A 20,355-nucleotide genomic window follows, 5' to 3' on the forward strand; every position below is an offset into this window, starting at 1 on the left:
CCAAGGCTCGACAGCTCCCACACTGGATCTTCACTCACCGCCCCGATGGTCAAGCAACAAACCGCGATTTAACCCACACAGCGAACCCCCTGTGGGAGCCGTCGAGCTTTAGCGAGGCCGCGAAAGCGGTGGGTCAGGCAACACTATTCCAACAGTACCGCCGCCTTCGCAGCCTCGCCAAGGCTCGACAGCTCCCACACTGGATCTTCACTCACCACCTCGATGGTCAAGCAACAAACCGCGATTTAACCCACACAGCGAATCCCCTGTGGGAGCCGTCGAGCTTTAGCGAGGCCGCGAAAGCGGTGGGTCAGGCAACACTATTCCAACAGTACCGCCGCCTTCGCAGCCTCGCCAAGGCTCGACAGCTCCCACACTGGATCTTCACTCACCGCCCCGATGGTAAAGCGCCTAACCGCAATTTAACCAACACCGCGAATCCCCTGTGGGAGCCGTCGAGCTTTAGCGAGGCCGCGAAAGCGGTGGGTCAGGCACAACTATTCCAACAGTACCGCCGCCTTCGCAGCCTCGCCAAGGCTCGACAGCTCCCACACTGGATCTTCACTCACCGCCCCGATGGTCAAGCAACAAACCGCGATTTAACCCACACAGCGAATCCCCTGTGGGAGCCGTCGAGCTTTAGCGAGGCCGCGAAAGCGGTGGGTCAGGCAACAACTATTCCAACAGTGCCGCCGCCTTCGCAGCCAGCTCGCACAGGGGGCACGGTCAGGCTTGAAATGCCGCGCGTAACCGCTCGATAACCCGCTCAACCGAATCCCCCTGAATCACCGGCGGTGTCAGACTCTCACTGAATTCGCGCCACACAAACAGCGTCAACTCCGCCCCATCAGTCAGCGTCTGCGCCAGGTCCTGCGCGCCAAAGTTTTGCAGCAGGCGATAACGCGGGTCCTGCCAGAACGCGTGCTCTACCCAGTCATATACCGGGATGAAATGAAAGTGCAGCGGCAAGCCCGGCATGTGCCCATAGCGGCTGATATACAACCATTTTGGCTGCAACTGCGCCTCCATCACCCGCTGGGTTTTCGCCAGCAAGCCCCCCAGTTCCGCCAGCGCGGCCTCCGGCATATCGGCGAGCGAGTCGATTGGCGCTTTGGCACCCAGCATCAGGTAACCTGGCAGCTTCGACGCCAGGTGGTGGTTAAGCTGCCAGTGCTCGGTTTCGTAAAGGATGAAAGCGGGGTCGATCTGCATAAGCACGCGTCCATGAGAGCAGGGCAGGCAGGATAACAAGCGCGGGCGGCTGTATCCCACAAAAGCCGTCGATCTGTGTCTATCGCTACGCGTGTCGGGCGGATAGGGTCGAGGCACGTTAACTGACCACCGAGCTCACCATGGAACTGACCGCTGTCCCGTTTGGCACCACCGACTGGTCCACCGTCGAACCCGAACTTCACCCAGGCGTCACCGGCAGTGCGCTGTGGCGCACCGGCCACTTTGGCACCACCCGCGTGCGCATGGTCGAGTACACCCCAGGTTACCTGGCCGATCACTGGTGCTGGCGCGGGCATGTGCTGCTGTGTCTCGAAGGAGAATTGCACACAGAGCTGGAAGACGGCCGCCAGTTCACCCTGACGGCCGGGATGAGTTACCAGGTGGGCAATGACATGGAAGGGCATCGGTCATCTACGGTCACTGGCGCCAAGCTATTTGTGGTGGATTGACCTCTCTGGTATTAAGCCAGGAACCAGCTTGCCCATTAGGTTAACGGGCAAGCGTTTTTCAGCCTTTGGTTAGGCGTTTTCCAAAAAGCGAACCCAGTTGCTGTTCCCCTTACTGTTGTTGATACAACCTGGCATTAATACCCTGAATTATCATTACTAAGCGCTGGACTGCTGTTTCAGACAGTACGATATCCATAAAAAATAACGAGGGGATGCCTCGTTGGGTACTACAGTCACTTCCTGTTGGTCTGTAGGAAGCAGCTTTTTTCGGGGTTGGACTGGTTATTTGTGATCATTGGACTAGTATAAATTCGAATTTACGCGTTGGTTAAGCACCTGTCAGGTATTGGCGGTCGACGGGGATTTACCATCATGTGTGTTGCACGATGCTAGGAAGCAGGATCTCTCCTTAACAAGGCAAGATGCCCATGGGATTTAAAGGGATTTTAAATGAAACTAACGCCTGGTTTTATACGCGATCAGATTCGCCGAGAACACGTCGTCACGCGGGATGTAAATTATGTAGCCGAGCACGTGGAACGCTGGTGGGAGGCTCATCATTCGGACCCGTCCAATCATGCGTTAAAGCTACAGTTGATCTCTTTGTTGAGCACTGTGTTGCGAAAAGACGACAAAGATTATTTTGAGCGTGTCGGAAAGAATGGGGTGTCGGCAGTGTGTTTGACAGGTGTCTTCCATACGGACAACTATCGCCTTGCGCTGATCGTTCATGAAGCGCTGTGTGAACTGTTTCATCTTCGAGATGTTAAGTATCCCTATGAACATCACAAGGCTCTGTTTCTGAAAGCCGGCGGTGAAAAATATCGCGACTGGGGGAACGGTGCCGGCGAAATTACACCTCACTGCGATGATTTGTACGAGGCTGAATCAACTGACCTTCTTGCACTCACAGTCTGTCGAGACAAAACAGCCACCCCAACACAATGTTTTCCAGTAAAAACGATTATTGAGTGTCTGAGTGAGGCAGAGTTATCGCGACTTGCACAGATAACCGCTGTTTTTCGATCAGGAAAGAACGTCCGTTCATCAAAAAGTTTTGAGCGTAAACTTGTTCAATATGACCCGGTTTATGGGGTTCAACTTTACCTTGATTTTCGCATTGATACCGACGTTGGCGAACGTATGATTCCGACCCGCTCTGATGACGCCGAGTTTCTTCGAACGCTACGCCTGAAAATCCCCTCATGGACGCCCGTATATTCAGCTGCCGCGACGGGCACTTTTTTTATCATGGCAAATTACAAGGTTTTGCATGCCCGGCCAGTCATACCGTTGGGTGTTGAGTACCCCGCTAACCTCCATGCAATAAATTTTCATGACACACCACGTCTTCTCTTTCGAAGCAAAGGCCCTCGGCACAATTTGTCCTTGGTACAGGAGTACGGCGCGTATTTGTTACCCTGAGAGAGCGCTCAGCCGGCTCGTGTCTTCGGTTACATCAAGGATAACTAATGAAAGGTATTTTCATTGTCAGGCTGATTGTCGCGGCCGCGCTGTATACAATTTTGGGGCGTGCTACGTTATGGTTTGATCCCATATCGAACGCGCTACTTATCTTTGGTAGTCGTTTTTGTTTGATCTTTTCTCCTTTGTTTTTTTTACATTTCAGGAGGAACTCAATCCCTGTAGCTATACTGGTCGCGGCGCTCGGCACCCTGTTGTTGTTACTGCCTGGCCAGATTTTTCTGGTGATGGGGGCTGTGTTGATAGGCACGGGTGTCAGTGTCGCTGGCTACCTGATAAGAGCGTATGCTGCCGAAAATATTAGTGCCGCTTCACGGAATAAAATTGCGATAAACTCGGGCGTGATAGTTGCCGGCATCGCCCTTTCATTACCGGTGCAGAGTAACGCTGTTGTTGCGTCAGTCTGTTTTATGGTTTTGTTGATTGCTGCGTATATTGCCCGATACGCCGCTCTGTCCCGGGCGCGCGTCGATCTTCCCGCAGGCAGTAATGCATCAATGGCTGTCCGGCTGGCGTGGGTGCTCTTGGGGTTAACAATGGGCATCAAGTTGTACAGCCCATTTACCCTGCTGCCGCAGTACATCGTTACAACCACGGGAAGCCTTGCGCAGTGGTACGGTTTGATTGTCCTTGCGAGCAGCTTTTTTATAGTTGCTTTTCAACAGGCGGTCGTCAGGATTACAGGGCGGATCACCGGCGACAGGGGGGCGATGACTGCAACGTTTTTGGCGATGTTCATTGGCCTCTGTGTGATTGCAAACCCGGGAGTATTTCAGGCTGCCACATTCTACGGGGCACTTATGTGGGTGTTGACGCTTTCAATAGTCGAATGCTTTGCCAGTTACCTGGACGTTTTCGGTGCGCGAAACAACTGCCTGTTTATCAAGGAGGTCTCCGTCGGCGTTGGCGGTGGTTTATGTGCCTTGGTCTCACGTTACTATACTTCGGAAATGGCCGCTTCAATAGTGTCAGTGCTGGGCGGTGTCTTTCTGATAACGGCGGTGCTGATTATCGTAGGCTCGAATGTGCCCAGCAGATCAAAGGCGGTTTGATAGAATGAGAATTAAAAGAATTAAACTTGGTGTGCTGCGGATACCACTGCGCAAGCCGTTTGTTTCAGCACTTCGTTATGTTGAAAGTATTGAGGACGTCGTTGTCCAGATCGAAACGGATTGCGGTCTACGGGGTCATGGCGTTGCGACCCCCGCTGTGCGAATGAACGGCGAAAGTGTCGACTCAATACTGTCGGTTGTGAAAGACATGTTCGCGCCAAGATTGATCGGCAATGATATCGCTGGCTTCGAACAGCTCCTGACCGCAATAGACCATGCTGTTGTCGGACACTCGGCCGCCAAAGCGTCAATTGACATGGCCGTACACGACCTGATCGCTCAGGCAGCAGGGTTTCCTCTTTATCGCTTTCTCGGTGGTAATAACAATCAGCTAACAACCGGCATGTCCATTTCCCACAATTCGCTTGATGAAATGGTCAGCGACGCCTGCGCCGCTGTCAGCAATGGTTTTACTACGTTGAAGCTCAAACTTGGGTCCGATCAGGGAATAGACACCGATATTAGACGGGTCCAGGAAATACGACGTTCGGTAGGGGGGCAGGTTGAGATCGGCGTCGACGCCAATCAGGCGTGGAGTGAAAAGGACGCTTTGAAATTTGCGGTGCGCATGGACGCTATCGGAGCAAATCTCTCTTTTATAGAGCAGCCAGTGTTGTCAACCGAACCTTCCTCTCTTGCTCGATTAGCCGCGGCCTCACGCATTCCTGTGCTAGCGGACGAAAGTTGTTCATCACCGCACGCAGCCGTTGATCTCATCAGTGACGAGTTAATAGATGGGGTCGCCATCAAGCTCATGAAACTGGGTGGTATCCGCGCCGCGAGGATGGTCTACGACCTCGCTCAGCTACGCTCAAAAATTTGCGCAGCCACCTGCCTGATGGAATCGCCCATAGGGGTCGCAGCCATCGCGAGTTTTTGTTCCGGCCGGAACTTCAGGTTTATTGATCTCGACCCCATGGCGTTGATCGCTCACAACCCTGTTATGGGTGGGGTGACTATGTTGGCGAATAAGTTGGTACTCAGTGACGGTCCCGGATTAGGAATAGACGGCATTGAGGGCGTAGAGCCAGTCGTTACTGTTAATTAGCGGGTGGCCATTGTTTCTGGTGACGCCCGCAGGGGCATGAGCGTGCTCTTGAGTTTGACCGATCGAGGTGCGGCTAACTGTTTGCTTGGGTAATATTTAACCGAAGGGCGGGTAGAGAAATGGAAAAATGCTTGATCGTCGTTGGATACAATAATGTCCGAATTTATGACATCCCAAAAATACGCAACGCCTGCCAACAGCTCTTCGGAGCGAAACTGCTACTGGTGACGCCGACAATTGAAGAGGCTGATCGCCACGCCGCAGATGAAGTACTCGCGTGCACGCTCACCTACGACTCGTTGGATGAGGCGACTCAAAGGGTGTGCCGAGCACTCGAGTATTTCAAGTTTGAGCCAATCGGCATCTTGCCGTTTTCAGATGCCGGAGTACCGCTTGGGGCGAACCTTGCCAAACATTTTGGCCTGCCGGGGATTGATCCGGGCGATGCGCTCGCGGGCCTCGATAAACGCGTCTTTCGTGACCGGGATGCGAACAGTCGGGCTCACATTCCAGGTTATAAGCCCGTTCGTTGCGTTCATGTCCGATCAAAAGAGCAGTTCCAGAGCGTTGTAGCTGAGCTCGGCGGTCGGGCGTTCGTCAAACCGGCGAACGAAGGGAATAGCCGCGGCTGCCACGTCGTTTCGTCCCTCGACCAGTGTGATGCCATCTGGTCGGACATGAGCCGCTATCACACTGCCGGCGTTATCGTTGAAGAGTTGATCGAGAACGCTCAAGAGTACAGCTGGGACTATGTGGCGGGATGCACATGGATCACCGAAAAGCAGACAACAACGGGGGCGTTCCGCGCAGAAATACAGCAAATTGTGCCTGCACCCTTATCCGAAGATATCCGCCTCCAGGTTGACGCAGCAGGGCATCACATGCGCCGACTTGTGCCAAGTGGTGGGGCTTATCATAACGAAATATTTTCTCGATCAGGATTTACCGCAGCAGTAGAAACAAACATGCGACCGGCAGGTCTGCACATTTGGGACTTGGCCCAGTTATCATTTAAGGATCTCAATCCTTGGGAAATGTGGGTGCGGTGGGCTGTTACCGGTGTTGTTCACCCCATGTCGCCAGTTGCTCAGTGCTACGCCGGTATCCGGCTAATTAAAGCTCCAACGTCTGGGACACTAACGGCGCTTGCGGATATCGAACAAATCGGCGCTGAGCTTGGCGTAGAGGTGAGCGATTATCGATACTCAAAGCACGTTGGAGATTACGTTACCGACAGCCCCCAAGATAACTCGGACTTTCTAGGTGAGATCATAATCTGCGCTACTGAGTACAACGACCTGCGTGCGAGGTTGCTTGAGTTTACTTCGGCAATTGAGTCCAGGATGTGTATTTTATGATGGGCATTGAAGCTCGCGGGCCTATCATTTACCTGATTACTAGCGCAGTTGAACTGCTCACCAAGCGCGTTCACGCGATGACTCAACCCTTGCGATAAACCACCGCCAACATACGTGCCAAGCCAATAAAATTCTGCAGTGGCGCCGACGGATTGAACGCGCGCCGCACCAGGGTGATCGGCGCCAGCAGCGTTGGCCTGGCGTCCTTGATCCGGCAGTACACCACGCTCTCGCGGTGCACATCGCGCATCGAGGCCGGCACTACCGAGATGCCTTCGCCGGCCGCCACCAGGCTGACGTTGGTGAGCATGCGTTCCACTTCAAAGGCGATCCTGGGTTCGAAACCGGCGTTCTGGCAGGCCTTGATCAGGTTGGCGTACATGCCCGGCGCGCCAGGGCGGCGGACCAGGATGAAGCGTTCGTCTTTGAGCGCGGTGAGCGGCAGGGCGCTGCCGGCGTCGCTTAGCAGCGGATGGCCGATGGGCAGGACGAGCAGCATTTCTTCGTTAAGCAGGCGGTGGAAGGTCAGGCTCTGATGGGTGCTGACCGGCGCGCGCAGGATGCCGATGTCGATGCGTTTTTCGATGGCGGCTTCGGTCAATTCGCGGGCGCTGCCTTCGTTGATCGTCAATTCGACGGCAGGATAGCGCTCGCGGTAAGCGCGGATGATGCGCGGGATCAGCGCGTGAGCAGCGGCGGAGCTGGTAAAGCCGAGCGCCAGGGTGCCTTCGACGCCTTGGGCGACGCGCGAGGCCTTGAGGGCGCCGTGCTCCACACGGGCGAGGATGATCTGTGCTTCTTCAAGGAACACCAGGCCACCGGCGGTCAGGTCCACGCCCTTGGGGTGGCGCTTGAACAGGTCGAAACCGAGCTCTTGCTCCAGGGCACGGATCTGTTGGCTGAGGGGGGGTTGTTGCATATTCAGGCGCGCAGCGGCACGGGTGAAATGTCGTTCTTCGGCCACCATGATGAAATAGCGTAAATGGCGAAGTTCCATGGTGGCCTATCCCGTGACAAGACGTGAGGTGTGCGGCCGCAGGCGGCCCGGCAGTCAATATGCCCAAAGCCCCCGGTCACCACAATCTGTTCAGCGCTTGCTGTCGGCCAGCTTGTCGAAGGCCTTGTCCAGATTGCTTTCAGCTTTCTGCAGCTTCTCACGCCGCTCTTTCAACCATTGCTGATCCGCTTCCAACGCCGTGCGCGCCTCCACCAGCATGCGCTTGACCTCTTGCGGCTGCGGGCCGCCGGTGCCTTTGCGCGTTTGTACCATGGTGGTCGGCGACAACGCCGCACGAAAGCCCGCCTCATCCAGCGGCAAGGTATTGGGCGTCCACTTGTACTTGTCGGCCGCCTGGCTATACAGCTTTTGCGCGTCGGCATACGCGAAGGTTTTCGGTGTGGTGCCGTTGCTGCGAGCTTCGGTGACGATCAACGAGGCAAAGCTGTGCCCGATGCGGAACGGCACCTTGTATTGGCGCTCCAGGGTGTCGGCCAGCTCCATTGAGGTGGTCCATTCCGCTTCCAGTTCTTGCAGCGCGCGCTGCGGGTTGATCCGCAGCGCGTCGAGTACCGCGTCCATGCTGTTGAACATCTCTTGGGTCGAGCGGAACACGCCCAGCGAGTCGAAGGCAAACTTGTAGTCGGTCATGCCGGGGGTGACGTTGTGTGCACGCAAGGTGACGGCCTGGGCCAGGCCGACCACGTCCGAGGCACTTTCACGTGCCCGCATCAGCAAACCGGGGTTGCGTTTTTGCGGCATGGCGCTGCTGGTGTAGGTGGCTTCTTCATCCAGCAGTAACCATGGGCGGATCTGGTGGTACTGGGTGTGGATATCGCCAATCATCGCGCCCACGCGAATCGCCGACGACGACGCCAGGTTGGCTGCCTCGATGGGAATGTCGTAGGTCGAGACCTGGCTCGAATCCAGTGAGTTCTCGCGCACGCCATCAAAGCCCAGCAACTCAGCCAGGCGTTCACGGTTCAGCGGGTAAGCTGAGTTCGCCAACACGGCGGTGCCCATCGGGCTCTGGTTCAAGCGGGTGTAGAGCTCGCGTATGCGCTGGCCATCGCGGTCGAACGCAGCTTCAAACGCCAGCAGATAATGCGCATAGCTGATGGGCATGGCCTGCACGCCGTTGGTGTAGGCAGGCACCAGCGTGTCGACGTTCTTGTCGGCGATGTTCAGCAGGCGCAAGCGCGTGGCATTCAGGGCCTCGCTGTAGGCCAGCACTTGGCTGCGCAGGGCGGCCAGGCGGTAGGTGGCGAGCATGTCCTGGCGGCTGCGGCCGGAGTGGATCAACGAGGCTTCAGGGCCGATCTTGTCGGTCATGATTTTTTCCAGCTGCAGCACGTCGCTGGGGCGTGTACCGCCGGGCTGGTCGGCCTGGGCGATGGCGTACCGCACGCCTCCGGCGATCTTCTGGCCCATCTCGGGCTTGACGATGCCTTCTTCGGTGAGCATTACGATTGAGGCTTTGTTGATGCGGTTCAGCCAGGCGAACTGGGTTTGCGTCGGGTCGCCCTTGGCCTTGTGCTCGGTGTTGGAGCTATCGGGCGTGGCGCCGACTTTGGCCGCCTGGGCCGCGCATTGCTCGGTGGTGGTGCAGGGCAGTTCGCCGGTGTTGGCCGCATAGGCGCTGACGCTGTTGAACAGGGCGAAGGCCACAGCCAGGTGAAGCAGGCTTTTGAGGGCGCGGGGGGATGTGTTCACAGGGATACCCGATTATTTTTGGAATTATGAGCCGTCGTGCGCTGTGATGCGCGCGCGGCAGAATCAGGCTATCGGGTTGGTTGGCAGATTGAAAATATTGCGTAAGTGTTGATGGCAGAGGTTTTAGATATGGAGTGCGTGCGACAAGCCCGCTTTCCACACTAAGTGGGCTTGTCACAACAGCCACCGTCACCACAGAAGCGGTTTAGTGCATCTTGCTATGGTCCATACCATCCAACCCACGGGCCGGCGCTTTCACTTCAATCGACTGTTTTTCACCCTTGGCGTTTTCCACGGTCAGCGTCAGCGGCACCACGTCGCCTTCCTTGATCTGCCCGGTCAGGCCCATCAGCATCACGTGGTAACCGTTCGGGTCGAGCTTGACCGCTTTACCGGCAGGCAGCGCCACCGAATCCACCGGGCCCATGCGCATGACATCGTCCTTCATGCTCATTTCATGGATCTGCACGTCCTTGGCCACCGGCGACGCCACGCTGAGCAGTTTGCTGTCGCTGTCGGCGGTCACGGTCATGAACGCGCCGCTGGACGGCTGCCCCGGCACAGAAGCGCGCACCCACGCATCGGTCACCATTACCTGGGCGCTGGCGTGCGCCGCAAGCCCCAGCAAGGACAAGCCGATCAGGGTGCGTTTGAGGTGTTGAGCGGCAGTCATTAGCAGACCTCCATGACGGTGAGCAGGTCTTCTGCGCACTCTTTAGCGGTAAGGGATGCCGACAGGCCCAGGCGCAGGTTGCCGCGGGTGTCGAAGACAAAACTGGTGGCCGTGTGCGACAGGGTGTAGGTGTCGCCGGCGGGGATCTTTTCATAAAAGATCCCGAACTCTTTGGCGGCCACGGCGATTTCTTCCGGGGTGCCATACAGCGCTTCGAAGCTTGGGTCGAAGGCCTTGACGTATTTGTCGAGAATTTGCGGTGTGTCACGCTCGGGGTCGAGGGTGATGAACACCACTTGCATGATCTCGCCGTCGCGGCCCATCAGCTTCTTGGCCTGGGCGGCGCGCGCCAGGGTGGTCGGGCATACGGCGGGGCACTGGGTAAAGCCGAAGAACACCACCGGCATCAGGCCACGGAACGAGCTCAGGGTGACGGTTTCGCCGTCGGTGTTCTTGAGCTTGAAGGTGCGGCCCATGATCTTGTCACTGAGGTCCTTGCCGTACTTGAAGTTCAGCTTGGGGCTGTAGTCACAGCCGCCCAGCAGGCTGCCCAGGCCCAGCAGGCCCATACCGGTCAGCACTTTGCGGCGGGTGAATAACGTACTCATCAACTGTGCATCCTGTGAAACGCCTGCATTGCTCTGGATCTACAGTTCAGGCTTTGAAAAGGAGTAATGATGCGGGTGCACAGTCTATCAACCCCGGCCAGCCCACGTAATCTGCGACGTTCTGCCACAGGGGCGCGCGATGCTTCATCCCGTCAGGGCTTCGGTGGTAGAGTCGCCGCCATGAAATTGAGCCACCCTGACCGTTCGCTGATCGCCTGGGCCCTGTACTTTTGCGTGCTGATGAACCTGTTCGCCTGCGGTTTGGGGCATGGGCAGATGCTCGGCCAGCAGCTCAATGGCATCGGCGGGGCCTTCTGTTCGGTGGACGGTAGCCAGGCGCCACTTTCCGACAAAGGGTTAGGTAACCCGTCTTCTGGCAACATCTCGAACTACTTTGCCTGTCCGGTGTGTTCGGCCGTGACCGTCGCCATCGTATTCCTCATCGGCCTGGCGTGGCTGTTGGGCCTGGGGCAAACTCCGCGCCCGGCCCATGAGCGACGCAACAAGGCCCCGCCACGCTATTCCTGGCCCTCGGCCAACCCCCGCGCTTCCCCTGCATTCTGACGTGTGCCTTGGGCTTCCTGTGATCAGGAGGCGTTCTATCGTCACGACTGTGAGTGCGTTTCATGACCCCTCTATTGCCTGCAGGCGCCAGCCGCCTGGCCAGCAAGGCGTCCCGCCGCCTGCGCGCGGAACCCACACTGCCTGAATACCCGAGCAACTCCCGCTGCTTCGTGCACCTGGATGCGCGTCTGCTGCCGTATTGGCACACCTTGTTCGACATCTGCCCGGCGCTGCTCAAGCTCGACCCGCCAGAAGGGTTGAACCTGTTTCGCAGCTTCATGACCTGGGCGTATCGCAACCAACCGCCGCTGGATTGGACGTATCACCTGAACGTCTGCCGTTGGCTGTTGGGCTCGGCCTATCGAGCGCACATTGATGACGAGCCCATCGAAGCCTTTATGGCCGCGGCGGCTGCCTGTTGGATTAATACCGATGACAGCCAGGCGCAGGGCGTGGTCCTGGCCTGGCGAGGTTCCAGGGTTGTCGATTGGAAGGGCGCCGCGGTTGCTGGCGTGGAACACCAAGGCTTACCGGCCACAGCGTGGGATTTTGCCTGGTGCCCGCTGACCCGGCAGGGTGGTTTCAGTGGCTGGTTGCCGGTGCCGTGAGGTGCTGGCGAATCCATTGCGCGACGCTGGTCACGCCGATGTGTTGCTGAGCGTTGAAGGTCGCGGCGGGGTCCCAGGCCACGCCGTGACCTTGGGCGAATACCGCGCGGTACTTCTGCAAATTGTCGTCGGGGTTGTGGGCCAAGCCCTCCAGCAATGTCGGCACTGACCAACGCTCGCGCTTGAGTGTGATCCCAAGTGCTGCATCCACCGTATCGGCCAACTGCCCATAGGTCAGCGTATCGCCAGCGGTGTACACCACTTGGTTGCTGAGCGCGGGTTCGGCCAGCACGATCTGTGCGGTCAGCCGGCCGATATCGTGCGGTGTGGTCACCGTGACGGCGGTGTCCCAGTCACCCAGCGCATGCACGCGGTTCTGCGCCAGGTCGACCACGCCGAACGCGGGTTCGAATAGAAAGCTGGTGAACATGCCGGTGGAGATAATCAGCCATTGGGTGCCTTGTTGCCCGCGTAACAGGTCACGTACATCCAGTTGCTCATCGAACGTATCCTGCGGGCTGCCACGCCCGATCACGTCGTAATCCACGCCAAACTGCCAAGGTATATAACGTTGTACACCGCCTTCAATGGCTGCCCGTGCGAGTTTGGTTTGAGTGCCGGGGCCTGCGGCGAAACCCGTGCAGCAGATCACGGTGGCGAAGGGCGAAAAGAGCGTGGCGAGCGTGCTTTGGCTGTCGTGCTGCAGGTCGCCGGCCAACAACTCGACACCCAGCGCACGTAATGTCTGCGCCGGCGCAGCATGCAAGCTGGCGGGGCGCAGCAACACGGCAATGCGCGTGGTCTGCGGCGTGGCCAAGGCGGCCAGTTCGCGCAGTACGGCCATGCCCAGTTCACCGGCACCGAGTACCAGAATGGAAGAGGCGCTCATAGGGTTCTCCGTCTGTGTTGAAAGTCGTGGCATGCTTGCAGAATTAATCGCCGCGCATAAGAAGGCACACCAGTGATACCGGGAGACCCGCATGGATAACGACGAGATCATCCGCCGCTCGCAAGCCGCTTGCGACGCCTTGAGCGCTGACGATGACGGCCTTAAGCGCGAGGTGCTGACGCATGCTGGCAACCGCTGGTCATTGGGCATCGTGCACGTGCTGGGCGTGTCCGGACGCTTACGCCACGCCGAGATCGGCCGGCGCATGCAGGGCGTCACCCAGCGCATGCTGACGCGCACCTTGCGCCAGCTGGAACGCGATGGGCTGGTGGTGCGCCATGACTTTCAGGAAGTGCCGCCCAAGGTCGAATACGCGCTGTCGGCGCTCGGCACGCAGTTGCTGGTACACATGATTCCGCTGTGGACCTGGGTGGTGGAAAACGGCGAGGGTTTTCGCCACGCGCGGGAGCAGTTTGACCAACGCGAGGGCCGTTAGCTGCCGTTACGCGGCGCCTTCTTCTTGGTTTTTTTGCTGTCGGGCTGCTTGGGCGTAGTGCCGCTGGTAGACGCCTTTTCTTTTGGCGGCGTGTCAGCTTTTTTATCGCTGTCGGAAGGGCTGCTGGGGTAGGTGCCTGGAGGCAAGGCCGAACCGGCGGCGCTGTTACCGCTCAGCGAGTTCGTCGCGGGTGTAATGGCATCGCCGAAGGCGGCGAAGGCAGGGCTTGCGAGCAGGGCTGACAAACCGGCGATAAGCAACATCCTGTGGGAAATACTGGTCTTCATGACTCTATCCCCTTGCTTGAACCGAAGCCCGGAAAACCCGGGCCACGGTAACGCGTCAATCAAGACTTCTTATTGCCGCCGCCGGAGCTGTGTGCCCCGCCTTTTTTACCGGCTTCAGAAGCTTTTTCACGGTCATTGGCAACATTGCCGCCGGAGCCTTGGCCGCCGCTTTTCTTGGCTGCATCTGGCTTGGCTTTACCGCCTGCACCTGGGGTGGGTTTTCCGCTGGTAGCCATCTTCAAATCCCTCTTCAATGAATGAATCAACGGTGTCGCATAATTGGGAATGCGTAATCGGAATCAAAGTTTGAAAAAGTTCGGGCCCATGCGACGAACGGCCATCAAGCCGCGAGCGGCTTGGCGCCCAGGGCTTTTTTGTGCGCCGCTTTCATGGCTTCCATTTCTGCGCCCAGTGCTTCAAGCACGGTCTTGCCGAGCAGTTTTTTCGCCTGAGGAAACATTTCGGTTTCTTCCTCTTCGATATGGTGCTCCAACAGTTCCTTGACCACTTTTACGCGGCCGGAAAATTCGGTGGTCGAAGGCTCGGTCTGTTTCAGGTCGGGCAGTACCAAGGCGTCGACAGTGCGGTGCTCTTCCTTGGCTTCGTGGTACATGATGTCCTGCTCTTTGCCGCCGGCTTTGCGAAAGGCGGGGTACAGAATCTCTTCTTCAAGCCTTGTGTGCAGGCTGATTTCCATTTCGAGTTTGGCCAACAGTTCAGTGCGTTTCTTGACACCGCGTTCGGTGGACTCGCTCAGTTGAGTCAACAGCGCTTTGACGCGTTCATGGTCAGCCTTGAGAAGGTCGATGGCATTCATGGTGGAACCTCACGGATAGCGTGCGGGCGCGTCGAAATGCGCACCTCGTGCGTTAAAGGTTGCATCAGGTGTACCAACTTGAACGATTTTATAAATTCTTTGTTAATCAACGATATAAACGTAGTCGGCCGTCACCGTCTTCGTGCAGCTTGCATGGTCGGGCACCGGGCGGATTGCAATACACCACACCTAGCCACCACTGACCTTCCAATGCTTGATGTCTTCAGCAAACACCACCTGCTGCACCTCATGGGCGATCCCGTAAGCCAGCGATTCATGCGCGGCGATGACTTTTTCCTCAGCCGACAGGCACTTGAAAATATCCAGCTGGGTCTCGGCCTGAGTGGTTTCCAGCTCATAGATCTTCACGTAGCGCGCCAGGTCGTTGTCCAGGCTCGACAGGTATTCGCGCAGGCGCTGGTGGTCCACTGAACTCTGGCTGAAATACCAGTTCATCGGGTGGATCAGAAAACGCGAGTGCGGCGTGGTGATGCGGCGGTCGGCCGCCAGGAACATGATGATGCCCATGGATTCGATATTGCCCGCGTTAATCGCGCACAACGGCACCGGCAGCGCCTTGAGGAAGGTGTAGAGGGTAAAGCCGAAATTGGTGCTGCCACCGGTGGTCGACAGGTTCAGCAGCAGGGAGCTGGCGCCTTCGCCGATAGCATCCAGGCAGCAGTCGCGAAAGCGTTCCGTGGTGCCCTGGTCGATCTGGCAGTGAAAGTGGATAACGTGCTCGGTCATCCCAAACCTCCTTAATTCAATGCAGGCGAGGTGATTCAGTGTTCAGTCTAGAAGGTCGCGCCGGATTAGCCGCAACCGTTGGGCGTGAGCGCTTGGCTGCAAATCGGATGGAACCCTCGGGCGATCTGCTTGACCTAATGCATAGACCTCAGGAGGTGAACTATGCAATTGGAAACTATCTGGATCATTTTGGCGGTTGTTCTGTTGATTTTGGAATTGTGGGCCATCAACGTCGTATTGCGCAGCACCAGTGGCTGGGAGACCAAGGGGTTGTGGTTGATTATTCTGATTTTTGTGCCGCTGTTCGGGCTGATTGTCTGGGCCATGTTCGGGCCAAAACGCGAGATGGCTGATCAGCGCAAAAGCTGACGCCAAGCAACACGATAAACAGGCGCCCCATGGGGCGCCTGTTTTTTGCGTCAAACGGCTGGTTTAGCCGGCAACCGCCCTGGCAATTGCCTCGCTGAACGCCGGCAAGTCATCCGGCGTACGCGAGGTGATCAAGGTCCAGCCATTGGCCTTGCACTCCTTGACCTCTGCGTCCACCCAACCGGCCGCACCGGCGTTTTCCAGGTCGATGCGCACGCTTTTGTAGGAGGTCAGGGTCTTGCCCTTGATCACGCCTGCGTTGATCAGCGCCCACGGCCCGTGGCAGATCGCGGCGATGGTTTTACCCGCCTTGGCGAAGTCGTTGATCAGGGCCAACGCCGCAGCATCCTGGCGCAATGTATCGGCGTTGACAGTACCGCCGGGAATGACCAGCGCGTCAAAATCACCGCCCGCCACCTCCGACAGCTTCGCGTCGGACTCCACCGTTTTGTCCTTCTCGGTGTCACCGACGAAGGTCTGGGTGGTGCCGCCTTTGCTGGAAGCGTGTATCACCGTGGCGCCATACCCGCGCAGCGCTTCCAGCGGCTTGACCAGCTCATCGCGCTCGATGCCGGTGTTGGAGGTGATGATGAGGATTTTCTTGCCGTTGAGTTGCGAACTCATGGTCGAGTGTCTCCTGGGTCAGTGAAAATTAATGGTCGTACTTGGCTTGCAGCTCCTTGGCCATTTTCAGGTGGGCTTCAAGGGTCGGCAGGGTCTTGCTGGCGAAAGCCTTCAACTCGGCGTGGTCCGAGGAAGCGGCTTCCTTCTTGAACAATTCAACGGTTTTTTCATGGGCGGCCACCTGGTTGTTGGCGTAAGCCTTGTCGAACGATTCGTCGCGCATTTCCAATATGGCTTTCTTGGCCTTGTCGGTCAGGGCGGCATCATCCGGCACTTCGATATCCAGCTTCTTCGCCAATGCCGCGAGTTCCTCGTTGGCTTTGGTGTGGTCAGTGACCATGTGTTGGGCGAACGTTTTCACGTCGGCCGCGCGGCTTTTTTCCAGGGCCAGCTTGCCGGCTTCCACCTCAGTGATACCGCCTTGCGCGGCGTCGTCGACGAAGCTGTTGGACGTGGCGGCCATGGCCGTGGAAATCGAGCCTGCAACCAGCACAAAGGTCAGGCCCATTTGTTTCATCAGCAGAGTAGTCATGGTGGATCTCCTTGAAATCAACAGTGGCGTGATGCCGTACCTGACTGTTGAGCGGGGCCCTCGGCAAAAGGTTTAAATTAATTCGCGCTTTTTTCTCCGGTGGTGCTGCACGGCAATTTCCTTGAACTATCGAAATCCGACGGGCTCTGCTGCATAGCTGCCCGCTATTTTTTGCGGGCCTTCAACTGCTTGGAGAAAGACTGTGACTGCCGATAAAACCCCAGCCCCTATCAGTTCGCAAGACGCTCAGAAAGGCACTGAAAAGCCCGCCAAGGGCCAGACCCTGGAGCGCCCTAACCCGAAGACTGCAACCGTTGACAAGGTGCTCACGCCCACCTCGATCAAGGACACCGAACGTCAGACCGACGCCATCAACGAGCAGGCCGCCGAGGCCGAGCGCAAGCTGGGCCACTGAGCATGGCCAAGTCGATTACGGCGTCTGAATTGGGCATTGAGCTCAAGCCCGAAGATGACGGCAGCTTGTTCAAGTGGTTTATCGCCAGTTTCTTGATGGGCAAGCGCATTCAGGCGCCGATCGCGGCGCAGGCCTACAAGGTGATTGTGGAGGAGCAGGGCCGCGATACCGCGCGCAAGTTGCAGCACTGCACCTCGCGTGAGCTGGTGACGATGCTCGGGCGCGCGCATTACGTGCGTTATGACGAAACCACCGCGCAGCGGCTGCTCGACCTCAGTGCCAAACTGAACGCCGAGTACGGCGGCAAGATCAGCCATATCCGCAGCGCCAGCGAAGATCGCCTGGCCTTCGAAAAACGCTTGGGTGAGTTCGACGGCGTGGGGCCCAAAACCATCGAGATTTTCATGCGCGATGCCGCCAAGGTACTGTTTTGACGCCAGCGCTTTACGTCGGGTGTGCGGGGTGGAGTTTGCCCCGTGAGCACTGGCCGGCGTTTGCAGGTGAAGGCACGCATTTGCAGCGCTATGCCTCGCGCTTTAATGCGGTGGAGATCAACAGTTCGTTTTATCGGCCGCACCTGCCCAAGACCTATGAGCGCTGGGCGCAATCGGTGCCGCCGGCGTTTCGTTTTTCGGTCAAGGTGCCCAAACGCATCACCCATGAACTGCGCTTGCAGCGATGCGAAACGGCGCTGGATGAGTTTCTTGAGCAGAGCCTGCAATTGGATGAAAAGCTGGGTTGTTTGCTGGTTCAATTACCGCCTTCGCTGAGCTATGAACCTGCTGTCGCTACGGCGTTTTTCACTGCATTACGCCAGCGGTTTTTCGGTGCCGTAGTACTCGAACCGCGTCACCCCTCATGGCTTGAAGCTGAGGCGTTGTTGCAGGCGTTGCACATCGGCCGGGTGGTCGCCGACCCACCCGTCATCGACGCGGGCCCAGGCTGGCAGGGTGTGCAGTATTGGCGTCTGCATGGCTCGCCGCGCATTTATCACAGCGCTTATGGGCCGGAACGTGTGCAGGCGTTTGCGCGCCAGCTGAACGCATCCGTTGCAGCGGGCATTCCCACCTGGTGCATCTTCGACAACACCGCCAGCGGCCATGCCGTGGCCGACGCCTTATACCTACTCGACCTCGACCCGCAGCACTTCCAGCCCTAACTGCTCATACGCCTCAACACCCTGCACATGCCATTCGGTAATCAGCGTATGGATGCGACTGCAGGGGCCCACCACAAAGGGTTCCACCGCGCCGAGCTTGTCCGCCATGGTCACGGCCACCACGTGGGAGGCGCTGTCGAGCAGAGCTTGCTTGACCGCCACTTCATCGAAATGCAGCGAGCTGATGCCAACTTGCGGATGCAATGCGCACACGCCGGTAAACAGCAGGTCGGCCTTGATGCTCTGGATCAGGCGCACGGCTTCCTGGCCGCTGGTCGACAAGGTGGCAGGGTTGAGTTGGCCGCCGGCCAAAATCACTTTCACATCGCGATGGTCGGCCAGGGCGATGGCAATCATCGGCGACGGGGTGACCACGGTCAGGCGGATCGAACGCGGTAAGGATTGGGCAATCTGCAGCGTGGTGGAGCCGGAATCGAACAGCACAATCTGGCCGTCTTCCACGCGATCAGCCGCCAGTTGCGCCAAGTGGCGCTTGACCTCGTTGGTCTCGCCGACGCGGGTGAAGAAGTCCTTGCCGGTGTCTTTGGGCCGGGGCAGGGCGCCGCCGTGCACACGTTGCAACAGTCCGGCGGCGGCCAGTTCACCCAGGTCGCGGCGAATGGTGTCCTGGGACACGGCAAAGTGGTCAACCAATTCAGAGGCGGTGACTTTGCCGTCGCGCTCCAGCAGCAACAGGATTTTCTGTTTGCGTAACGAAGGCAGGTCAATGGCTTGATGAGTGTTATGCATGTTTGTGCGTCTTTGTGCGGTTTTATGCGAGATTAGGCTTCTGTCGATACAAACGCAATGACTGGTTGCACGGTCGATGGGCGGTTACTCTCTGGGCTCAGTTCAGGGAGAGGTGACCTAGATGTCGTTGATTACAACCATCGAAGACTTACGCAAGCTGGCGCAAAAACGTGTCCCACGGATGTTCTACGACTACGCCGACTCCGGCTCCTGGACTGAAAGCACTTACCGGGCGAATGAAAGTGATTTTGCCCGCATCAAATTCCGCCAGCGTGTGGCGCGCAATATTGATGAGCGCTCGATTCGCGCCACCATGATCGGCCAGGACATGGCCATGCCGGTTGCCCTGGCGCCGACGGGGCTTGCGGGGATGCAGCATGCCGATGGCGAGATCCTCACCGCCCGCGCCGCTGCCGCGTTCGGCCTGCGCTACACCTTGTCGACCATGAGTATCTGCTCGCTCGAGGACATCGCCGAGCACGTCGGCCAGCCGTTCTGGTTTCAGCTGTATGTGATGCGCGACCGGGGGTTTATCGAGCAGTTGATCGAGCGCGCCAAAGCTGCCGGCGTCGATGCGCTGGTACTGACCCTCGATTTGCAGATCCTTGGGCAACGCCACAAGGACTTGATTAACGGCTTGTCGGCGCCGCCCAAACTGACCCTGCCGAATATCCTCAATATGGCCACCAAGCCACGCTGGGTAATGGGCATGCTGGGCACTAAGCGCCGTGGTTTCGGCAACATCGTCGGCCACGTAAAAGGCGTGGCGGACATGAGTTCGCTGTCGTCGTGGACCGCCCAGCAATTCGACCCGCGCCTGAGTTGGGACGATGTGGAGTGGATCAAGAAATGCTGGGGCGGCAAGCTGATTATCAAGGGCATCCTCGATGTGGAAGATGCGCGCCTGGCGGCCAATTCCGGCGCGGATGCGTTGGTGGTGAGCAACCACGGTGGCCGTCAGCTGGACGGCGCACCGTCGAGTATCAGCCAGCTGCCGGCAATTGTTGAGGCGGTGGGAGAGCAGATTGAAGTGTGGCTGGACGGTGGCATCCGCTCCGGCCAGGACGTGCTCAAGGCGATGGCATTGGGTGCCAAAGGCACCCTGATCGGTCGAGCGCATTTGTACGGTTTGGGTGCTATGGGCGAAGCGGGCGTGACCAGGGCCCTTGACATCATCGCCCGTGAGTTGGACGTGTCGATGGCGCTGTGTGGCTATAACGATATACGCGCTGTGAATCGCGAGATTTTGCTGCCAGGTACGTTTCCCACAGGCGTTTACTGAGCAAAAAAAACGTAAAAAAGTAAAAAGAGTTGTCCACGAAAACCGTGGGTATCTCTGTGGATAACTTTGCGAAGGCCCGGCAGGGTTGGCGATTTAACCCTCGGTTAATATTTGATCAACTTTCGACGCGGGCCAGTATG

The 20,355-nt window shown here is 57.8% G+C and carries 25 protein-coding genes and 1 pseudogene; 13 read left to right on the plus strand and 13 right to left on the minus strand.

The annotated features are described in order from the left end of the window. Positions 1-726: 726 nt before the first annotated feature. Positions 727-1,212 (minus strand): HIT family protein, encoded by a 486-nt coding sequence (locus ACA065_RS11770; RefSeq protein WP_497694651.1) that lies wholly within the window; start codon positions 1,210-1,212, stop codon positions 727-729. Between the two features lie 140 nt (positions 1,213-1,352). On the opposite strand from ACA065_RS11770, the gene ACA065_RS11775 reads away from it, so the two are divergent. The 5 genes from ACA065_RS11775 to ACA065_RS11795 all read left to right on the plus strand — a co-directional run bounded on the left by ACA065_RS11775 (position 1,353) and on the right by ACA065_RS11795 (position 6,685). Next, entirely contained in the window at positions 1,353-1,682 is a 330-nt protein-coding gene (locus tag ACA065_RS11775) for a DHCW motif cupin fold protein (RefSeq protein WP_497694652.1), read from the plus strand. A gap of 450 nt (positions 1,683-2,132) precedes the next feature. Beyond that, positions 2,133-3,107: a hypothetical protein gene (locus ACA065_RS11780; protein WP_497694653.1), complete on the plus strand. Its 975-nt coding sequence runs from the start codon at positions 2,133-2,135 to the stop codon at positions 3,105-3,107. Positions 3,108-3,154: 47 nt separating this feature from the next. Beyond that, positions 3,155-4,219: a hypothetical protein gene (locus ACA065_RS11785; protein ID WP_497694654.1), complete on the plus strand. Its 1,065-nt coding sequence runs from the start codon at positions 3,155-3,157 to the stop codon at positions 4,217-4,219. Positions 4,220-4,223: 4 nt separating this feature from the next. Next, entirely contained in the window at positions 4,224-5,327 is a 1,104-nt protein-coding gene (locus ACA065_RS11790) for a mandelate racemase/muconate lactonizing enzyme family protein (protein ID WP_497694655.1), read from the plus strand. 131 nt (positions 5,328-5,458) lie between these two features. Then, complete coding sequence (locus ACA065_RS11795) at positions 5,459-6,685, plus strand: biotin carboxylase (RefSeq protein ID WP_497694656.1); 1,227 nt, start codon at positions 5,459-5,461, stop codon at positions 6,683-6,685. Positions 6,686-6,767: 82 nt separating this feature from the next. On the opposite strand, the gene ACA065_RS11800 is transcribed toward ACA065_RS11795, so the two are convergent. From ACA065_RS11800 to ACA065_RS11815, 4 genes are all read right to left on the minus strand, one after another. Further along, complete coding sequence (locus ACA065_RS11800; RefSeq protein ID WP_497694657.1) at positions 6,768-7,682, minus strand: LysR family transcriptional regulator; 915 nt, start codon at positions 7,680-7,682, stop codon at positions 6,768-6,770. A gap of 90 nt (positions 7,683-7,772) precedes the next feature. Then, entirely contained in the window at positions 7,773-9,395 is a 1,623-nt protein-coding gene (locus ACA065_RS11805) for an argininosuccinate lyase (RefSeq protein ID WP_497694658.1), read from the minus strand. Between the two features lie 205 nt (positions 9,396-9,600). After that, entirely contained in the window at positions 9,601-10,068 is a 468-nt protein-coding gene (locus tag ACA065_RS11810; RefSeq protein WP_497694659.1) for a copper chaperone PCu(A)C, read from the minus strand. Continuing rightward, positions 10,068-10,676: an SCO family protein gene (locus ACA065_RS11815; RefSeq protein ID WP_497694660.1), complete on the minus strand. Its 609-nt coding sequence runs from the start codon at positions 10,674-10,676 to the stop codon at positions 10,068-10,070. Before ACA065_RS11815 ends, ACA065_RS11810 begins: the two co-directional genes overlap by 1 nt. Before the next feature lie 180 nt (positions 10,677-10,856). On the opposite strand from ACA065_RS11815, the gene ACA065_RS11820 reads away from it, so the two are divergent. Next, positions 10,857-11,240 (plus strand): DUF2946 domain-containing protein, encoded by a 384-nt coding sequence (locus ACA065_RS11820; protein WP_497694661.1) that lies wholly within the window; start codon positions 10,857-10,859, stop codon positions 11,238-11,240. A 62-nt stretch (positions 11,241-11,302) separates the two neighbouring features. Further along, the gene (locus tag ACA065_RS11825) at positions 11,303-11,848 is read left to right on the plus strand and encodes a putative natural product biosynthesis protein (protein WP_497694662.1); all 546 of its coding nucleotides are present in this window, start codon (positions 11,303-11,305) and stop codon (positions 11,846-11,848) included. Here the strand turns inward: ACA065_RS11825 and ACA065_RS11830 are convergent. Continuing rightward, positions 11,823-12,737, minus strand: a complete 915-nt coding sequence (locus ACA065_RS11830) for an aromatic alcohol reductase (RefSeq protein ID WP_497694663.1) — start codon at positions 12,735-12,737, stop codon at positions 11,823-11,825. The genes ACA065_RS11825 and ACA065_RS11830 overlap by 26 nt on opposite strands. A 91-nt stretch (positions 12,738-12,828) precedes the next feature. On the opposite strand from ACA065_RS11830, the gene ACA065_RS11835 reads away from it, so the two are divergent. Next, positions 12,829-13,233, plus strand: coding sequence for a winged helix-turn-helix transcriptional regulator (locus ACA065_RS11835; RefSeq protein WP_497694664.1), 405 nt, complete (start codon positions 12,829-12,831; stop codon positions 13,231-13,233). Here the strand turns inward: ACA065_RS11835 and ACA065_RS11840 are convergent. The 4 genes and pseudogenes from ACA065_RS11840 to ACA065_RS11855 form a co-directional block, all read right to left on the minus strand. Next, positions 13,230-13,520, minus strand: coding sequence for a hypothetical protein (locus ACA065_RS11840; protein WP_497694665.1), 291 nt, complete (start codon positions 13,518-13,520; stop codon positions 13,230-13,232). The genes ACA065_RS11835 and ACA065_RS11840 overlap by 4 nt on opposite strands. A 59-nt stretch (positions 13,521-13,579) precedes the next feature. After that, positions 13,580-13,699: pseudogene (locus ACA065_RS11845) on the minus strand (KGG domain-containing protein); the annotation flags it as partial. Between the two features lie 161 nt (positions 13,700-13,860). Next, positions 13,861-14,337, minus strand: a complete 477-nt coding sequence (locus tag ACA065_RS11850) for a PA2171 family ribosome-binding persister protein (RefSeq protein ID WP_497694666.1) — start codon at positions 14,335-14,337, stop codon at positions 13,861-13,863. A gap of 189 nt (positions 14,338-14,526) precedes the next feature. Beyond that, entirely contained in the window at positions 14,527-15,084 is a 558-nt protein-coding gene (locus tag ACA065_RS11855) for an ATP-dependent Clp protease proteolytic subunit (RefSeq protein ID WP_159955561.1), read from the minus strand. Between the two features lie 162 nt (positions 15,085-15,246). Here ACA065_RS11855 and ACA065_RS11860 point away from each other — a divergent pair, with 162 nt between their 5' ends. Beyond that, positions 15,247-15,453, plus strand: a complete 207-nt coding sequence (locus tag ACA065_RS11860) for a PLDc N-terminal domain-containing protein (RefSeq protein WP_497694667.1) — start codon at positions 15,247-15,249, stop codon at positions 15,451-15,453. 63 nt (positions 15,454-15,516) lie between these two features. Here ACA065_RS11860 and ACA065_RS11865 read toward each other — a convergent pair whose 3' ends face one another. Both ACA065_RS11865 and ACA065_RS11870 read right to left on the minus strand, forming a co-directional pair. Next, positions 15,517-16,077, minus strand: a complete 561-nt coding sequence (locus ACA065_RS11865; protein ID WP_497694668.1) for a type 1 glutamine amidotransferase domain-containing protein — start codon at positions 16,075-16,077, stop codon at positions 15,517-15,519. A gap of 28 nt (positions 16,078-16,105) precedes the next feature. Further along, positions 16,106-16,609, minus strand: coding sequence for a DUF4142 domain-containing protein (locus ACA065_RS11870; protein ID WP_497694669.1), 504 nt, complete (start codon positions 16,607-16,609; stop codon positions 16,106-16,108). A gap of 202 nt (positions 16,610-16,811) precedes the next feature. Here ACA065_RS11870 and ACA065_RS11875 point away from each other — a divergent pair, with 202 nt between their 5' ends. The 3 genes from ACA065_RS11875 to ACA065_RS11885 are packed head-to-tail and all read left to right on the plus strand — an operon-like array spanning position 16,812 to position 18,183. Further along, a complete protein-coding gene (locus ACA065_RS11875; protein WP_497694670.1) occupies positions 16,812-17,024 on the plus strand; it encodes a hypothetical protein in 213 nt (70 codons plus the stop codon). Positions 17,025-17,026: 2 nt separating this feature from the next. Next, positions 17,027-17,458, plus strand: coding sequence for a DNA methylase (locus ACA065_RS11880; protein WP_497694671.1), 432 nt, complete (start codon positions 17,027-17,029; stop codon positions 17,456-17,458). A 35-nt stretch (positions 17,459-17,493) separates the two neighbouring features. After that, positions 17,494-18,183 (plus strand): DUF72 domain-containing protein, encoded by a 690-nt coding sequence (locus tag ACA065_RS11885; protein WP_497694672.1) that lies wholly within the window; start codon positions 17,494-17,496, stop codon positions 18,181-18,183. On the opposite strand, the gene ACA065_RS11890 is transcribed toward ACA065_RS11885, so the two are convergent. Further along, positions 18,148-18,933 (minus strand): DeoR/GlpR family DNA-binding transcription regulator, encoded by a 786-nt coding sequence (locus ACA065_RS11890; RefSeq protein WP_497694673.1) that lies wholly within the window; start codon positions 18,931-18,933, stop codon positions 18,148-18,150. The two genes, ACA065_RS11885 and ACA065_RS11890, sit on opposite strands and share 36 nt — an antisense overlap. Positions 18,934-19,054: 121 nt before the next feature. Here ACA065_RS11890 and ACA065_RS11895 point away from each other — a divergent pair, with 121 nt between their 5' ends. Beyond that, complete coding sequence (locus tag ACA065_RS11895) at positions 19,055-20,215, plus strand: alpha-hydroxy acid oxidase (RefSeq protein WP_497694674.1); 1,161 nt, start codon at positions 19,055-19,057, stop codon at positions 20,213-20,215. Positions 20,216-20,355: the final 140 nt, after the last annotated feature.

It is taken from the genome of Pseudomonas sp. LBUM1640, assembly GCF_059716225.1.

What these genes read in the sequence shown, in the direction of transcription:
- ACA065_RS11855 (WP_159955561.1), bottom strand. Translation starts at nt 15,084, where the DNA reads ATGACCGAGCACGTTATCCACTTTCACTGCCAGATCGACCAGGGCACC.
- ACA065_RS11780 (WP_497694653.1), top strand. Translation starts at nt 2,133, where the DNA reads ATGAAACTAACGCCTGGTTTTATACGCGATCAGATTCGCCGAGAACAC.
- ACA065_RS11820 (WP_497694661.1), top strand. Translation starts at nt 10,857, where the DNA reads ATGAAATTGAGCCACCCTGACCGTTCGCTGATCGCCTGGGCCCTGTAC.
- ACA065_RS11830 (WP_497694663.1), bottom strand. Translation starts at nt 12,737, where the DNA reads ATGAGCGCCTCTTCCATTCTGGTACTCGGTGCCGGTGAACTGGGCATG.
- ACA065_RS11810 (WP_497694659.1), bottom strand. Translation starts at nt 10,068, where the DNA reads ATGACTGCCGCTCAACACCTCAAACGCACCCTGATCGGCTTGTCCTTG.
- ACA065_RS11785 (WP_497694654.1), top strand. Translation starts at nt 3,155, where the DNA reads ATGAAAGGTATTTTCATTGTCAGGCTGATTGTCGCGGCCGCGCTGTAT.
- ACA065_RS11865 (WP_497694668.1), bottom strand. Translation starts at nt 16,077, where the DNA reads ATGAGTTCGCAACTCAACGGCAAGAAAATCCTCATCATCACCTCCAAC.
- ACA065_RS11870 (WP_497694669.1), bottom strand. Translation starts at nt 16,609, where the DNA reads ATGACTACTCTGCTGATGAAACAAATGGGCCTGACCTTTGTGCTGGTT.
- ACA065_RS11840 (WP_497694665.1), bottom strand. Translation starts at nt 13,520, where the DNA reads ATGAAGACCAGTATTTCCCACAGGATGTTGCTTATCGCCGGTTTGTCA.
- ACA065_RS11850 (WP_497694666.1), bottom strand. Translation starts at nt 14,337, where the DNA reads ATGAATGCCATCGACCTTCTCAAGGCTGACCATGAACGCGTCAAAGCG.
- ACA065_RS11835 (WP_497694664.1), top strand. Translation starts at nt 12,829, where the DNA reads ATGGATAACGACGAGATCATCCGCCGCTCGCAAGCCGCTTGCGACGCC.
- ACA065_RS11890 (WP_497694673.1), bottom strand. Translation starts at nt 18,933, where the DNA reads ATGCATAACACTCATCAAGCCATTGACCTGCCTTCGTTACGCAAACAG.
- ACA065_RS11825 (WP_497694662.1), top strand. Translation starts at nt 11,303, where the DNA reads ATGACCCCTCTATTGCCTGCAGGCGCCAGCCGCCTGGCCAGCAAGGCG.
- ACA065_RS11770 (WP_497694651.1), bottom strand. Translation starts at nt 1,212, where the DNA reads ATGCAGATCGACCCCGCTTTCATCCTTTACGAAACCGAGCACTGGCAG.
- ACA065_RS11800 (WP_497694657.1), bottom strand. Translation starts at nt 7,682, where the DNA reads ATGGAACTTCGCCATTTACGCTATTTCATCATGGTGGCCGAAGAACGA.
- ACA065_RS11790 (WP_497694655.1), top strand. Translation starts at nt 4,224, where the DNA reads ATGAGAATTAAAAGAATTAAACTTGGTGTGCTGCGGATACCACTGCGC.
- ACA065_RS11880 (WP_497694671.1), top strand. Translation starts at nt 17,027, where the DNA reads ATGGCCAAGTCGATTACGGCGTCTGAATTGGGCATTGAGCTCAAGCCC.
- ACA065_RS11815 (WP_497694660.1), bottom strand. Translation starts at nt 10,676, where the DNA reads ATGAGTACGTTATTCACCCGCCGCAAAGTGCTGACCGGTATGGGCCTG.
- ACA065_RS11775 (WP_497694652.1), top strand. Translation starts at nt 1,353, where the DNA reads ATGGAACTGACCGCTGTCCCGTTTGGCACCACCGACTGGTCCACCGTC.
- ACA065_RS11895 (WP_497694674.1), top strand. Translation starts at nt 19,055, where the DNA reads ATGTCGTTGATTACAACCATCGAAGACTTACGCAAGCTGGCGCAAAAA.
- ACA065_RS11860 (WP_497694667.1), top strand. Translation starts at nt 15,247, where the DNA reads ATGCAATTGGAAACTATCTGGATCATTTTGGCGGTTGTTCTGTTGATT.